The sequence below is a fragment of the Paenirhodobacter huangdaonensis genome (genome assembly GCF_004022465.1).
Taxonomy (GTDB): domain Bacteria; phylum Pseudomonadota; class Alphaproteobacteria; order Rhodobacterales; family Rhodobacteraceae; genus Rhodobacter; species Rhodobacter huangdaonensis.
In genome coordinates this window covers 47,869-61,814 of record NZ_SAVA01000011.1, presented here as the reverse complement: position 1 = coordinate 61,814, position 13,946 = coordinate 47,869, and the positions used below count along the sequence as shown (strand labels likewise).

12 protein-coding genes are annotated in these 13,946 nt (G+C 66.1%); 2 read left to right on the top strand and 10 right to left on the bottom strand.

The genetic code is table 11. The features are described from left to right. Window positions 1-77: 77 nt before the first annotated feature. Both EOW66_RS16635 and lysA read right to left on the bottom strand, forming a co-directional pair. Window positions 78-1,661, bottom strand: coding sequence for an ABC transporter substrate-binding protein (locus EOW66_RS16635; protein WP_128157416.1), 1,584 nt, complete (start codon window positions 1,659-1,661; stop codon window positions 78-80). A gap of 95 nt (window positions 1,662-1,756) precedes the next feature. Further along, a complete protein-coding gene (gene lysA, locus EOW66_RS16630; RefSeq protein ID WP_128157415.1) occupies window positions 1,757-3,070 on the bottom strand; it encodes a diaminopimelate decarboxylase in 1,314 nt (437 codons plus the stop codon). A gap of 115 nt (window positions 3,071-3,185) precedes the next feature. On the opposite strand from lysA, the gene EOW66_RS16625 reads away from it, so the two are divergent. Further along, window positions 3,186-4,118, top strand: coding sequence for a LysR substrate-binding domain-containing protein (locus EOW66_RS16625; RefSeq protein WP_128157414.1), 933 nt, complete (start codon window positions 3,186-3,188; stop codon window positions 4,116-4,118). 71 nt (window positions 4,119-4,189) lie between these two features. On the opposite strand, the gene EOW66_RS16620 is transcribed toward EOW66_RS16625, so the two are convergent. The 8 genes from EOW66_RS16620 to hydA form a co-directional block, all read right to left on the bottom strand. Further along, window positions 4,190-5,245 carry a Hint domain-containing protein gene (locus tag EOW66_RS16620; protein ID WP_239017619.1) on the bottom strand — a complete coding sequence of 352 codons (1,056 nt, stop codon included), beginning with the start codon at window positions 5,243-5,245 and terminating at the stop codon, window positions 4,190-4,192. Window positions 5,246-5,624: 379 nt separating this feature from the next. Next, window positions 5,625-7,007 carry an amidase gene (locus EOW66_RS16615; protein ID WP_206363724.1) on the bottom strand — a complete coding sequence of 461 codons (1,383 nt, stop codon included), beginning with the start codon at window positions 7,005-7,007 and terminating at the stop codon, window positions 5,625-5,627. 90 nt (window positions 7,008-7,097) lie between these two features. Further along, the gene (locus EOW66_RS16610; RefSeq protein WP_128157411.1) at window positions 7,098-7,832 is read right to left on the bottom strand and encodes a cyclase family protein; all 735 of its coding nucleotides are present in this window, start codon (window positions 7,830-7,832) and stop codon (window positions 7,098-7,100) included. Window positions 7,833-7,846: 14 nt separating this feature from the next. After that, window positions 7,847-9,151 (bottom strand): TRAP transporter large permease, encoded by a 1,305-nt coding sequence (locus EOW66_RS16605; protein ID WP_239017618.1) that lies wholly within the window; start codon window positions 9,149-9,151, stop codon window positions 7,847-7,849. A gap of 10 nt (window positions 9,152-9,161) precedes the next feature. Continuing rightward, window positions 9,162-9,719, bottom strand: coding sequence for a TRAP transporter small permease subunit (locus EOW66_RS16600; protein WP_164881167.1), 558 nt, complete (start codon window positions 9,717-9,719; stop codon window positions 9,162-9,164). A 70-nt stretch (window positions 9,720-9,789) separates the two neighbouring features. Then, window positions 9,790-10,818, bottom strand: coding sequence for a TRAP transporter substrate-binding protein (locus EOW66_RS16595; protein ID WP_128157409.1), 1,029 nt, complete (start codon window positions 10,816-10,818; stop codon window positions 9,790-9,792). Window positions 10,819-10,862: 44 nt separating this feature from the next. Continuing rightward, the gene (locus EOW66_RS16590; protein WP_128157408.1) at window positions 10,863-11,591 is read right to left on the bottom strand and encodes a maleate cis-trans isomerase family protein; all 729 of its coding nucleotides are present in this window, start codon (window positions 11,589-11,591) and stop codon (window positions 10,863-10,865) included. Then, the gene (hydA, locus tag EOW66_RS16585; protein WP_128157407.1) at window positions 11,588-12,997 is read right to left on the bottom strand and encodes a dihydropyrimidinase; all 1,410 of its coding nucleotides are present in this window, start codon (window positions 12,995-12,997) and stop codon (window positions 11,588-11,590) included. The genes EOW66_RS16590 and hydA overlap by 4 nt, the downstream gene beginning before the upstream one ends. A 212-nt stretch (window positions 12,998-13,209) precedes the next feature. Here hydA and EOW66_RS16580 point away from each other — a divergent pair, with 212 nt between their 5' ends. Further along, entirely contained in the window at window positions 13,210-13,851 is a 642-nt protein-coding gene (locus EOW66_RS16580; RefSeq protein WP_164881166.1) for a GntR family transcriptional regulator, read from the top strand. Window positions 13,852-13,946: the final 95 nt, after the last annotated feature.

Here is a 13,946-nt window from a genome sequence, read left to right as displayed (position 1 = left end):
TGTGAGGGCAACGGGCGCGTTCGGCCGGAACGGGCAGCCGGGGCGCGCAGGATCTGCACGCCCCGGCAGGGGAGCCGTTATTCCACTTCCACGTTGTAATAGCTCATGTCGCTCCAGCCGTTCCACGGAACGACGAAATGCTTCACCCGGGGCTGCACGACGAAGCTGTGATCGAGGCTGAACAGCGGCACCCAGGCGGCATCCGTATCGACGATCCGCGCCGTCAGATCCTGATAGAGCTTGCAGCGCTCCGCCGGGTCGGTCATCCCGCGCGCCTTCTCGATCGCGGCGAAGACCTCGGGGTCATTGTTGTTGTAACCGCGCGACTTGCTGCCCGTTTCGGAGAAGAAGGTGTAGAAGAAGTTGTCGGGATCGTTGAAGTCGGCTGACCAGACCTGCGTGTAGGCATCCGTGTCCCCCGCTTTGCGCGCCGCCAGATACGCCGCCTCGTCGGTGGTGATGATCTTCGCCTTGAACCCGGCCTCGGCAACCTGCGCCTGGATGATCTGGTTCATGTCGGACCAGCGCGACGACCAGCTCGAGACCTGTTGCAGATTGATCTCGACCCCGTCGGGATAGCCCGCTTCGGCCAGCAGCTCCTTCGCCTTCGCCGGATCATATGCGATCGGCTCGGCCGGCGCATAGCAGCGCAGCCCGCGCGGCATCACGCCGTTCTCGAGCTTGCCCTTGCCGTAGAAGTTCTTGTCGAGAATGGTCTGCCGGTCGATCGACATCTGGAACGCCTTGCGGACGCGGGGATCGTCGAAGGGCTTCTTCAGCTGGTTGATGTTGTAATAGTAGATGCCGACACGCGGCCCCGAGACGATATGGTCCTTCCACTGGTCGGAGCCGTAGAAATAGGGCGTTTGAGTCGGGGCGAAATCCATGTCGAACACGTCGATCTCATCGGATTCGAACAGCATCCGCAGCGTATCGGGATCGGAGACCACGCGGATCAGAAGCCGGTCGAGCTTCGGCCGGCCGCGCCAGTACTCGTCATTTGCCTCGAGCATCTCGCTGTCGTTCAGCGTGTAGTCACGCAAGATGAAGGGGCCGGTGCCATTGGTGGTTTCCGGGGTCAGACCGAACTGGTCGCCCGCCGCCTCGGTGAAGGCACGATTGTAGATCGAGGCCCCGGGAGCCGCGAGCAGCGCGAGAAAGGCCGCGTAGGGTTTGGTCAGGGTGATCTGCACGGTCTGGTCGTCGAGGGCCTTCAGCCCCGACACACTGTCGGCCTTGCCGTCGAGCCGCTCCTCGGCGCCGGCGATGAAGGTCAGGATGTCGGTGTTCAGCGCCTTCGTCGCGGGATTGAGCATCCGGTCGAAGGTATAGACCACGTCGTCGGCGGTCAGCACTGCGCCGTTGTGGAACTTCACGCCCTTGCGCAGATGGAAGGTGTAGGTCAGCCCGTCATCCGAGACTTCCCAGCGTTCGGCCAGCCCGGGGACCAGCGCCGATTGCCCCGGCCCGGTGGTCTCCGATTCCACCAGCCGGTCGAAGATGTTCAGCGGCAGCGTGTAGAAATCCGTCGTCATCTGCGCGTCGGCGCTCTTCGGGTCCTCGGAATAGGACACGCGCAGCATGTTCTCGGCAAAGGCGGGCGACAGCAGCATAAGACTGGTCAGGCCCGTGGCGAGTAGCAGGTTCAGTTTCCCGGTCATTCGATACCTCCTTCTGTTCGTGTTGCCGTCTGTCCGGCGTCTTGCGACTTTTCTTGTGCAGGGGATGCCTGTCGCACGGCCTCCCCCGTTCTCTGTCAGACCGCGCCAGTGACCTGCCAGGCACCGGGCGTTTCGAGCCGCAGCGCCGTGCGGATCTGCACCCTGCGGCGGATGACGCGGAACCTGTCGCCCTCCACCAGAACCTCGGGGATCAGATCCCGCGAATTGTAGGTGGACGACATCGCGGCACCATAGGCGCCGGCATCCCGGAACGCCAGAAGGTCCCCGGCCCGCAGCGCGCCGAGATCCGGATAGGTTCCGAAATCGTCCGAGCTTTCGCAGACCGGCCCGACCAGGCGCACGAGCGGCATCGCCGGCGCAGGGCGGGGCTCATGGACCGTCGTGACGGGATGATGCGCGTCGTAGAGCGCTGGCCGCATCAGATCATTCATCGCCGCGTCCAGAATGGCGAAATCGGCGCCATCCCCGCGCTTCAGATAGTGGACCCCGGCCACCAGCACCCCGGCCTGCGCGCAAAGCCAGCGGCCCGGTTCGATGGTGAGGGCCAGGCCCATGTCGCCGACCGTTTGCCCGATGATCCGTGCATAGTCTGCGAGGTCGGGGCCCGGGCCTCCGGCGCCCGCGATGCCCAGACCGCCGCCGAGATCCAGCCGGTCGACCTGCTGCCCTGCCGCGCGGAGATCGCGGATCAACGCAGCCATCGCACTCCAGGCAAGGCGGAAGGGCGTGAGATCGAGGATCTGCGAGCCAATATGCACCGCCAGACCGACCACATGCAATTCAGGCCGCGCCGCGGCCGCCGCATAAAGCGCCGGGATCTCGTTGATGGCGATGCCGAACTTGCTGTCCTTGCGGGCGGTGGTGATCTTGGCATGGGTCAGCGCATCGACATCCGGATTGACCCGCAGCGCCACCGGCGCGCGCAGCCCGAGCGCGCGTGCCGCCGCCGCCACCGCGTCGAGCTCTGCCGGGCTTTCGACATTGATCTGGCCCAGCCCGGCCCGCAGCGCGCTGCGGATCTCGGCGTCGCTCTTGCCGACCCCCGAGAAGATGATGCGCCCTGCCGGCGTGCCCGCCGCCAGCGCCCGTGCCATCTCGCCGCCCGAAACGATGTCCATCCCGGCGCCGAGTGCCGCGAATTCGGCCAGCACGTTGATGTTGCTGTTGGCCTTGACGGCAAAGCAGACCTCGACGCGATGCGGGGCGACCGCCTCGGTCAGTGCGCGATAATGGTGTCGCAGTGCGGTCACGGAATAGGCGTAGAACGGGGTTCCGACCGCGGCCGCGATCCGGTCCAGCGGCACGTCGTCGATCGACAGGATGCCCTTGCGGCGGCTGAACCACGGGCTGTCCGGGCGGAGGGCGAGGGGCGACTTTGAGCGGGGCATGGGGCCTCTTCGGTTGCAGGATCAGCCCATCTTTCCCTGATGCATCCCTGCGCACATAATTCTATATTGTGGTCTCTTATCCACTTTCGATATGCATCGCCGCCGGGACCAGGAAATGAAACTGAATCAGCGTCAGATCGACGTGTTCAACGCGGTGATGCTGAACAAGAGCATCACCGCGGCTGCCGCGAAATTGGGCAGTTCGCAGCCGACCCTCAGCCGTGAGCTGCGCGACATCGAAGCGCGGCTCGGATTCGATCTGTTCTTTCGGTTCGGCAAGCGACTGACGCCGACGGAACAGGCGCTGCTCCTGCATGAGGTCGTGCTGCGCTCCTTCGTCGGACTCGACGAGATCGGGCGTGCCGCCTCGGCGATTCGCAGCCACAATGCCGCAAACTTCCGCATCGCCTGCATTCCTGCCTATGCAGAGGCGCTCATCCCGCGAGTGATACAGCGATGCCTGAAATCGCCGCAGGCGCTGCATTTCTCGATCCATTCGCATGAGGAACCCTCGCTGCGGACCGAGATGGCGACGCAAGTCTTCGATCTGTGCATCGCCGAGAACCTGTTCGAACACGATCGTGCCACGAGCGAGACGGTCGACGTCGGCGATATGGTCTGCGTGCTGCCGCAGGGCCATCCGCTTTCCCACCGCAAGGTCCTGTCGCCGCAGGACTTCACCGGCCAGCCCTTCCTCTATTTCAGCCACCATGATCCCTACCGGCACAAGCTTGATCTGATGTTCGAGGCGGCAGGGGTCGGGCGCGACTATGCCGCCGAGACAACCACCGCCTCCAGCATCTGTGCGATGGCGGCGGCCGGGCTCGGGATCTCGATCATCAATCCGCTGACCGCAGCCAGCCAGATCGACCGGCGCGTCGTCTTCCGCCGCCTGTCCCATTCCGTCCCCTACCAGTTGTCGCTCTGGCATCCCGGGCGCTCGAGCCGGCTCGTGCAGATACACCGCTTTATCGCCGCCCTGCGCGAGGTGGCCGCCGAGATGTCCGGCGAGCTCGAAGGTTTCTTGCGGCGCGATGTCCCCTCCTGATCGGTCTTGCCGGCGGGCACCGCAGCCATCGCCAGGATGGCTTCGATACGATCAGCCGCGCCGCAACGGGATCACCTCACCAAGGCCTTGCCATTCAGCGAGATCCGTTCCGCCAGCCTGGCGGCCAGGCGGCCCGGCACCAGAGGGCGTGCCGGCGAGGGCCTCACACCGGCCAAAAGCTGCGGGAAGAGTGCGAAGATTTCATCGCGCGCCGCTGTGCTGACAGACTTCAGCGCCTCGGAGCCGGTATACAGGCTTTCGGTCACCGCACCGGCCGAGAACACCAGCTGATGCCCGTCGAACAGGATGTGCCAATAGGTGATACCTGCCATCGCCCCGGCGACCTCGACCCCGTCGAGCGCGAGGAGATGCTTTGCCGCAACGAGGACTTCCGCCTCCCCGAGCATGCGTTCCGCCACCGCGGCCTGCACCAGAACCCGATGTTGCGGAGACACGACAAGATCGACTTCGGGAACCCCCGCCCCCAAGGCGCCCGAACGAATACGGATCGGCCGCAGCTGCGGGCTCATGGCGAGGTCGCCCGATGACAGATGCCGCGATCCGATCCAGCGGATCGGCTGATAGCCATCATCCACGGTCAGGACGGAGTCCCCGACCCGAAGCGCCTCCACCGCGATCTCGCCACGCCGCGTCCTGATCCGCGTGCCGCCGGCGAAACAGGGCACCCCGCCGCCCGGGTAGTATTGTGCATTGGCGTAGAAATGCAGCGTGGTGTTCAGCGTTCCGGTGACCTGCGTGAGCAGATCCGGCGGCCCTTCCGGATAGATCAGGTACTGGCTCGAGCCCGACGCGACCAGGATCACGGGGTAGCGGACAACAAGGCCGCTCACGATCCCCCCCATGTAACCGACGCCCAGCACCGTTGCATTGCTCAGGTCGGGGATGGTGTCGAAGAAGAGAATATCGGTGTTGTTATGGTCGATCGTCTCGCCGGCAGAGATACCGCCGTTGCCGTTCTGGTCGTCGGCGGTCAGCGTGCCCGTCTGGGTCATCAGCGACCCCAGGTTGAGCGGGTAGTTCACCTGGTACTCGTTGCCGATCGAGAAATCGATCTGGATCAGGCCCGAGACCCTCTGGATTGCAGTTCCAGACATGTCAAAGCTCATCTGCGCACCCCTTACAATGTCGAGAGGCATACACCGCCGTCTCGTTACCCGAATGACAGTCAAAACAGTTGCAGAGCCCCGCCCGGGTCCGAAACAGCCTCTGAGGCAAGCCGCCGTCAAACCATCCCGGACCAGAACGGTGCCTTAAAGTAGCATCAAAAATGCAACCGCTGAAGCATGGGAAATGCCTAAATTCATGGGCGGAGCAGAGCGTCGGGGCCTCGCGGCGAGAGCCCCTCTTATGGCCAAGGGAGCTACTCTCCATCGCCCGGACAGTTTCCGGGATGATCTGAGCTCCTCTCTGCCCCTGCCGGTCGGGCTCGATCTGGCCGAAGGCGGCCACGGCGGGCGGCTGTCCGCCACGGGCGACATGGGCGGGCTAGACCGCACCGGGACAGATGGTCGCGAAGCCCGACGCCTCCAGCCGTTCGGCGACATGCCACAGCATGGGCTCGCGTCCGGGCGGGACGACAAGCTGCAGCCCGAAAGGCAAGGCGCCGGCGCGGCGCGGTGCCGGGATCGAGAGCGCGGGGAAGCCGACGAGGGAGACGAGGAAAGTGCAGGCGAGGTAGTCGATGATCGACCCGAGCTGCCGCCCCCCGACCTCGAGCACTTCGCCCCGAGCATTCGGAAACGGCAGCACCGCGCAGGTGGGCATGACCAGCAGATCCTGGTGCCGGAAGAAGTCAGAGAAGGCGCGCCAGCTGCGGGTGCGCGTCGCCTCGGCCGCGAGGTATTCGGCCGCAGAGATCGCGCGTCCCTGGCGGACGTTCCAGACGAAGGAGGGGGTCAGGGCCTCGGCATGGGCCTCGACCATCGCGCCGGAGCGGAACCAGGATTCAGCGGCGCGCAGCGTCTTGAAGGCCTCGATGGCACCGTCGAGCTGCGGGGCTGCGACGGTCGTCGGACCGAGCACCGCCTCGACTGCGGTCAGGGCCTCGGCGAAGGCGGCGGCGACCTCGGCGTCGATGGGAAAGGCGCCGCCGAGGTCCGGGCTCGCGGCAAGGCGCAGCGGGCGATCCGGCACCGGCTCGACCGGGGTCGCACGGCACGAGAGCGGATCGCGCGGATCGGGTCCGGCCATCGCCGACAGCATCAGTCGCGCATCGCGAAGCGACCGGGCGAGTACCCCCTGGGTCGCGAGGGCCCCCCAGCCGAGCGGGCGATCCGGTTCCGGGATCGTGCCGGGGGCGGGACGAAATCCGACGATCCCGCAAAACGAGGCCGGCATGCGCACCGACCCTCCGAAGTCCGTGCCCTGGGCCAGCGCCACCATGCCGGTCGCCACCGCGACGGCCGATCCGCCCGAAGAGCCGCCGGACGTCCGCTCGGGGTCCCAAGGGTTGCGGGTCGGGCCGCAGAGCCGATTGGTGCAGACCGCGCCGAAGGCGAATTCCGGCGTGTTGGTCTTGCCGATGATCACTGCGCCCGCGTCGCGCAACCGCGCCACCGACAGCGCATCCTCGCAAGGCACATGCCCGGCAAAAAGCGTCGAGCCCTGGGTCGTGCGCAGCCCCTTCGTCGCCGTGACGTCCTTGATCGCGATCGGCAGGCCATGCAGGGGGCCGAGTTCCGCCCCCTTCGCCCGGGCATCATCCAAAGACCGGGCGGTTGCGCGTGCCCCCTCGGCATCCACGCTGATGAAGGCGTTCAGCTGCGGATCCAGTCCCGCGATCCGAGACAGCGCAGCCTCGGTCGCGTCGAGAGCCGACAGCTCGCCGGTCGCGATCCGGGCGGCAAGGGCGGTGGCATCCTCAATCATCTGCATTCTCCGGTGAGCCATGCGCGGGCGATGGTCCCGCACCGCGCGATCCAGACGCCCTCATGCGTCGCGACATGGCCGCAGGCGCCGTCAAGCGCCGGCCTGCGGCGATGCCTTCCCCTGACATCCGTCGACGAAGGCCAGCGCCCGCACTGGCGAACCGGAGGCACCGGTGATCCGAAGCGGCACGCCCTGGAACTGGAACTCGCCGACGCCCAGCACCTCTTCGAGGTTCCACAGCCATTCGTAATGGACCATCTTCAGGTCTCGGCAGATCCGGTGGTTGACGAAAAGGTTCTCGTCCATCCGGTCGGTCGAGGGACCTTCGACCCCGTGGACGCGGCTGCCATGGTCGTGCAGCCAGTGGGTGGCCGAAGCCGTGACCTGGGGGTTCATCCGGCAGATTTCCGGATCTGGCCAGTGACGGGCGTTGATGCCGCTGCAGATCAGCACGATATGGCCGTCGACCTTGACGCCGGCTTTCCGGGCGGCGGCCTCCATGTCTTCGGCGGTGATGTCGCCCCGGTCGCCCACGTGGCGCAGGTCGAGGCAGACCGCCTTGCCCATGAACCACTCGACCGGCATCTGATCGACGGTCAGCCCCTCCGGATCGTTGTGCGAGAGCGCGTCGATATGGGTGCCGGAGTGGTCGATCATCCCGAGATACCAGGTGTTGAAGGTCAGCAGGTCGTCGGGCGTGCCCTGCTTGAACTTCCTCGAGTCCTCGTGGGTCGTGTGCGGGATGATCACCGGGCGCGCCAGTCGTCCCGGGGCGGGAAGCCCGTTCTCCAGCGGCAGGGTCAGGTCGATGATGCGTTTGCTCATCTGGCGCGGGCCTTTCAGTTGTGCATCTGGCCGGGCAGCCAGGTGACGATTGCGGGGAAGGCGATCAGGAGGAGAACGAAGCCGATCATGACCCCGACATAGGGCAGCGCGCCGAGCGCGACGTCGCGAAACGGCCCCTTGTCGGAGCGGACCGAGTGGACGACGTAGAGGTTCATCCCCACGGGGGGCGTGATCAGGCCCAGTTCGCACATCAGGATGATGAAGATCCCGAACCAGATCGGATCGACACCGGCGGCGATGACGATGGGCAGCGCGACCGGGATGGTCAGCACCATCATCGAAAGCACGTCCATGAACATGCCCAGGACGATGTAGAAGACGATGAAGGCGATCAGCAGCCCCGTGGTCGACAGTCCAAGCGACGACACCCAGGCCGTCGCGGCCTGCGCGACACCGCCAAGCGAGAGCGTGACGTTGAGCATGAACGCGCCCACCACGATCAGCAGGATCATCCCCGAGGTCCGTGCGGTGTTCATGAAGCACCGGCCGAGGAAGTCGAGCGACAGCTGCCCATGCGCGGCCGCCAGCGCCAGCGCCGAGATCACGCCGAGCGCGGCGGATTCCGTCGGCGTCGCGAAGCCCGAATAGATCGAGCCGGTGATCACGAGGAAGATCAGCGCGGGTCCGAACAGGTTCTTCAGCGAGGCGATCTTCTCGGACCATGAGGTCGGGGCCATCTTGGTCTCGCCGGCCGGCCAGATCTTGGCTTCGATGAGGATCCACAGGCTGAACAGCAGGGTCAGCAGGATCCCCGGGATGACGCCCGCGACGAACAGGCGCGCGACGGATTCGCCTGCGAGCGAGCCGTAGATCAGCAGGTTGACCGACGGCGGGATCAGGATGCCGAGCGTGCCTCCGGCCGCGAGCGATCCCAAAGAGCGTCGCACCGGGTAGCCGCGGTCGGTCAGCGCCGGAAGCGAGACCGTGGCGACGGTCGCCGCGGTGGCCACCGACGAGCCAGAGGTGGCCGAGAACATCGCGCTCGCCCCGATGTTCGAATACAGCAGGCCTCCGGGCAGCCGTCCGAGCCAGAGCATCAGCGTTCCATACATCCTGTCGGCGATGCCCGAGCGCAGCAGGATCTCGCCGAGAAGGATGAACAGCGGGATCGCGGTCATGACATTGTCGTTCAGCACCCCCCAGACGACCGATCCCATCGAGGTGACGAGCGGCATGCCATAAAGCAGCGCGCCCCCGATCACTCCGGTGATCGCCATGACCGCCGCGACCGGCAGGCCCAGCAGAAGAAGTCCCAGCATCACGGCGAAGCCGATCGCGACGGTTCCGATATCGATCATTGGTCTGTCCTCAGATTCGGCGTTGCAAGTCGGCGAGTTCGGCTTCCAGTTCGGTCTTCTCGGCCGCGCTGCCGAAGCGGGCGTTGGCCTCGCGGAAGCGGCCGGTCAGAACGAGACGCAGCGACTGCACCAGAACGATCAGCGTCAGAAGCAGGAAGGCGGCGAGCGCGATCAGCCAGACCGCCTGCGGCCAGACAAGCGGCGTGGCCCAGGGCGTGGGGGCTGTCGAGTGATAGGCGAGGCTCTCGTCCAGCGTCCGCCAGCCGAGCCAGACCAGAAGTGCCGCCATGCCCGCGAGCGTGGTCGCCGCCAGCACGTCGACGATGGCGCGTGCTGTGACGGGCAGCTTGGCATAGACCACGTCGATACGCATATGCGCCCCTTCGGCGAGTGCGACGACGAAGGTGAGCCCGGCCCCCACCGCAAGCACGTAGCCGCCCATCTCGTCTGTCCCTTCGAACGAGAAGCCGAAGAACTTACGGGCCACGACGTCGAGCGTGACGAAGAGCGAAAGGCCCAGCATGCCGAGCCCGAAGACCCAGCCCGCGATGACGGACAGCCGCTTCATTGAAATGCTCCTTTTCAGGAAAAGGGGGGAGGCCGGCCCCGCACCAGGCGAAGCCGGCCCGGTCAGGCGGTCAGAAGCCGCGGTCGGCACCGATGGTCGACATCCAGGCATCCGAGCACCCCGGGGTGGCCTGGTCGCAGATCTCTTTCCAGGCCGGGAACGAGATGTTCTTCAGCGCATCCTTCACCGCGGCGAGGTCGGACTCGGTCGGCTCGACGATCTTCAGGTTGTAGGACTTGAGGGCACAGGGCGTCTGGCCGGCATTGCAGCGCAGCGCCTCGGTGTAGAGCTCTTCCGAGCGCGCCCAGATCTTGTCGGTGAGCCGGGTGAAGGCGGCCTGCATCTTCTCCTGCTGGTCGGCCGAGAGCGCGTTCCAGCGTTTCATGTTCATGCCGTAGCCGTTGAAGGCGACGGTGAAGCCCAGCGGCAGCTCGGTCGTGGTGACCTCGGGCCAGCCGGCGGCATTGGCCGAGCTCGGCCCGGTGAGGGCGCAGTCGACGATGCCGCGCTGCAGCGCCTGCTGGGTTTCCGAGAAGGGCAGCGGAACGGCGGTGCCGCCGAGCGAGGCGATGAAGTTCGCCATGCTCTGGTCGAAGACCCGGACCTTGAGGCCCTTCACATCGGCCAGCGACTTGATCTCGGGCTTGCAGAACAGGATCTGCGGGCCGAAGGGCCAGACGCCCAGAAGCTTGGTGTCAAACTGCTCGGCGAAGACCTTCTCGACCTCCGGCAGGAACAGCTCGGTCGATTTCTTCGCGGCGGCATAGTCGGCGTTCTGCCCCACGAGGTCGAGCCCAAGCGCCACAGGCGCATCGCGCGAGATCGGCGAGAAGCGCAGCGAGACGATGTCGAACAGCCCGCCCTTGGCGATGCGCAGCCCTTCGGGGTCCTTGATGCCGGTGGTGTCGACCGGGCTGAAGGCCGCGGTGGCGTCCAGACCGGTCTCGGCGGCGAAGTTCTCGAAGAAGGGCTTTTCGAGTTCGTTCAGGATTTTGCCGGTGGCGACCGGCTGGCCGAGCACCTTGAATTGCAGGGTTTCGGCCATCGCCGGGGCGGCAAGCGCCAGCACGAGCGCGGCCGAGGTCAGGAAACGGGTCATGGGTATCTCTCCGTGTGGACTGTCGGGTACTGGTAAGGACCGCTTCAGGCGGACTTCTTGTGGTGGAAGAGCGCGCCCTGGCCGGGCACGCAGCCGGGGTCGACCCCGGCCAGAACAAGCGCGTGCCAGAGCGTGAGGGTGGTCGAGTCGATCACCGGGATGCCGAGTTCGGCCTCGAGGATCGGCGCGATGCGCACGCCGTTGAAGTTGGTGCAGAAGATGCTGATCGCCTGCGGCTTCGCCTGCGCCACGCGACGGATCATCCCGGCGATCTGCTCCTCGCCGTAGGTCGAGAACGAGAAGTTGCCGGGATCTCCCAGATGCTCCTCGGCCACGCAGTCGAAGCCGGCCGTCCCGAAGGTCTCGACGATCTTCGACTGGATATCGGGCAGGTAGGGCGTGACCAGCGCGTAACGGCTGACGCCAAGCGCGCGGAAGGCCGCAATCTGGGCCAGTGTTGAGCTTGTTGCGAGGGCCCCGGTGCGTTCGGTGATGGCGCGGCAGAGCGCCTCGTCCTGGCCGATGCCCATCCAGCCGCCCGAGGTGCCGCACCAGGCGATCACGTCGGGCTTGCAGTCGGCCAGAAGCGCGGCGGCGCCCAGCTGCGGCTCGAGGCTGAACTGACCGAGGGCATCCGCCCCGGTGCCGATCTTCAGCACCGTGAAGCGGGCGAAATGCGCAGTGATCGCGGGAACGTCGTGCAGGAGCCGATAGGTCTCGGGCTCGAGCACGGTGTTCGACGAGGGGGTGATCAGGCCGATCCGTGTGGTCATGGCAGGGCTCTCAGGTCAGGTTGTCCGCAGTCGATGACACCGCCGCGACCTTCGGCCAGAAGGACGCCATCGCGGATCAGCGGCTCGCCGCGCAGGAAAGTGGCGACGGGCCAGCCGGTGACGGCGAAGCCCTCCCACGGGGTGTAGTCGGCGCCGTGATGCAGCTCCGACTGGGTGATGGTGCGGGTGATCGTCGGGTCCCAAAGGACGATGTCGGCATCGGCCCCCACCGCGATCATGCCCTTCCTCGGCGCAAGGCCGTAAAGCCGCGCATGGTTCGTCGCGGTGATCCGGGCGAAATGCGGCAGCGAGATGCGGCCCTTCACCACGCCTTCGGAAAACAGGATCGGCAGCCGGGTTTCGACGCCGGGGATGCCGTTCGGGATGTTGCGGAAGCTTGCGCGTGCGCCCGGTGCATCCTTGCCCTCGGGGTCCGCAAAGCGGAACGGACAGTGGTCCGAGGAATAGAGGTCGAAATCGCCAAGCTCGATCCCGGCCCAGCAGTCGGCCTGCGCGGCGGTGTCGCGCGGCGGCGGCGAGCAGACATACTTGGCGCCCTCGAAACCCGCGCGGTCGAGATCATCGGCGGTCAGCGTCAGGTATTGCGGGCAGGTTTCGGCATGCACGACCTGGCCGCGCAACCGGGCCCGGCGGATCTCGTCCAGCGCCTCGCCGTTCGAGACGTGGACGATGGTGATCGGCACACCCGCGATCTGCGCGAGCGACAGCGCCCGGTGGGTCGCCTCGCGCTCGACCGGCACGGGCCGGGTGCGGGCATGCATCTTGGGATCTGTCTCGCCCTTCCGCTCGGCTTCGTCGCGCAGATACTCGATCGCATCCTCGTTCTCGGCATGGACCATCACCGCCGCACCGAGTTCCTTGGCGACCTTCAGCACCTCGAGGATCTGGCGGTCGCTCAGTGCCATGTCGGCATAGGTCATGAACACCTTGAACGAGGTGAAGCCCGTTGCGTACAGGGCCGGCAGGTCCTGGCCCAGGGTCACCGGGTCGGTGCTTTTCACGATCAGGTGGATCGCGGCGTCGATGTGGCAGTTGCCCTCGGCCAGCTTGACATAGCTGGCGACCGCCTCGCGCAGCGTCTCGCCCTCCCGGGGCAGGCAGAAGGGCATCACGGTGGTGTTGCCGCCGAAGGCCGCGGCGCGGGTCGCGCTGTCGAAGTCGTCGGCCATCACCACGCCCGGGCCCGAGGGCTGCGAGATGTGGACATGGCTGTCGATCCCGCCGGGCAGGGCGATCAGGCCTGCGGCCTCGATCACCTCGGCCCCGGTGTCGTCGAGCGCGAGCCCCAGCGCAGCGATGCGCCCCTGCGCGATGCCGATGTCGCAGATGCGCGCGTCGTCGCCCGTCACCACCGTCGCCCCGCGGATGATCCTGTCGAATGTCATCAGTGCCTCCAGTTCTCACTTTTGGTATGCCATTTGTGTTCGGATGGTCACGAATTTCATGCATCAAGCGGGGACTTCCGCCTAACATTTGTGCGTAAACCCCGGGGAAAATACCCTGATGCTGAAAAGGTTGGACGTTTATGTCTGGCCGTGAGATCCATCTGAGACTAGGCAAGGCACAAGTCGGACACAGGTTTTACATAGGGAAAGCAGTGGCATACGTTCAGCGCTCGGAAGAAATCGCCAAGGATCTGCGAGATCGAATCATTCGGGGTGAAATCGGCCCGGGGCAGCGTCTTGTCGAACGGGATCTGGCGGATTGGTATGCCATTTCCAGAACGCCGATCCGCGAGGCGGTGAAGATCCTCGCCGCCGAGGGGCTGGTGGTGCTGCGTCCGAACCGCGGGGCAGAGGTCGCAGCGCTGGATGGCGAGACGGCGCAGCACCTGTTCAAGGTCATTGCCGAGCTTGAGGCGCTTGCCGCGCGCGAGCTGTCGGAGCGGATGACGGGGGCGATCCTGGCCGAGCTGGAGGCGCGCCATGCCGAGATGCGGGCGCATTTCGAGGCGCGCGCGCTGAATCCCTATTTCGTCGCCAACAGCGCAATCCACGATCTGATCATTGCCGAATGCGGCAATCCGATCCTGATCGAGGCGCACGGGCGGCTGATGATGCGGGTCCGGCAGGGGCGGCACATGGCGCTTCTGGACGAGAGCCGCTGGATCGAGGCTGTCGACGAGCACGAACAACTGATGACCGCGCTGCGTCGGCACGATCCGCCGGCCGCGGCCGGGATCTGGCGGCGCCATCTCCTCAACTCGGGCAACGCGCTTGCCCGCAGTTCGTCTGTCTGAGCGGTTCGCGCGCCAAGCGGCGTTGTTGCCTGCGGCGCAACCGCCCCCTCCCCCTGCCCTCCCTTGCGCGTGCGCGAAGTTTTCCACAGGCTGCT

Coding starts and splice junctions, on each gene's coding strand:
- EOW66_RS16635 (WP_128157416.1), bottom strand. CDS start 1,661: ATGACCGGGAAACTGAACCTGCTACTCGCCACGGGCCTGACCAGTCTT.
- lysA (WP_128157415.1), bottom strand. CDS start 3,070: ATGCCCCGCTCAAAGTCGCCCCTCGCCCTCCGCCCGGACAGCCCGTGG.
- EOW66_RS16625 (WP_128157414.1), top strand. CDS start 3,186: ATGAAACTGAATCAGCGTCAGATCGACGTGTTCAACGCGGTGATGCTG.
- EOW66_RS16620 (WP_239017619.1), bottom strand. CDS start 5,245: ATGAGCTTTGACATGTCTGGAACTGCAATCCAGAGGGTCTCGGGCCTG.
- EOW66_RS16615 (WP_206363724.1), bottom strand. CDS start 7,007: ATGATTGAGGATGCCACCGCCCTTGCCGCCCGGATCGCGACCGGCGAG.
- EOW66_RS16610 (WP_128157411.1), bottom strand. CDS start 7,832: ATGAGCAAACGCATCATCGACCTGACCCTGCCGCTGGAGAACGGGCTT.
- EOW66_RS16605 (WP_239017618.1), bottom strand. CDS start 9,151: ATGATCGATATCGGAACCGTCGCGATCGGCTTCGCCGTGATGCTGGGA.
- EOW66_RS16600 (WP_164881167.1), bottom strand. CDS start 9,719: ATGAAGCGGCTGTCCGTCATCGCGGGCTGGGTCTTCGGGCTCGGCATG.
- EOW66_RS16595 (WP_128157409.1), bottom strand. CDS start 10,818: ATGACCCGTTTCCTGACCTCGGCCGCGCTCGTGCTGGCGCTTGCCGCC.
- EOW66_RS16590 (WP_128157408.1), bottom strand. CDS start 11,591: ATGACCACACGGATCGGCCTGATCACCCCCTCGTCGAACACCGTGCTC.
- hydA (WP_128157407.1), bottom strand. CDS start 12,997: ATGACATTCGACAGGATCATCCGCGGGGCGACGGTGGTGACGGGCGAC.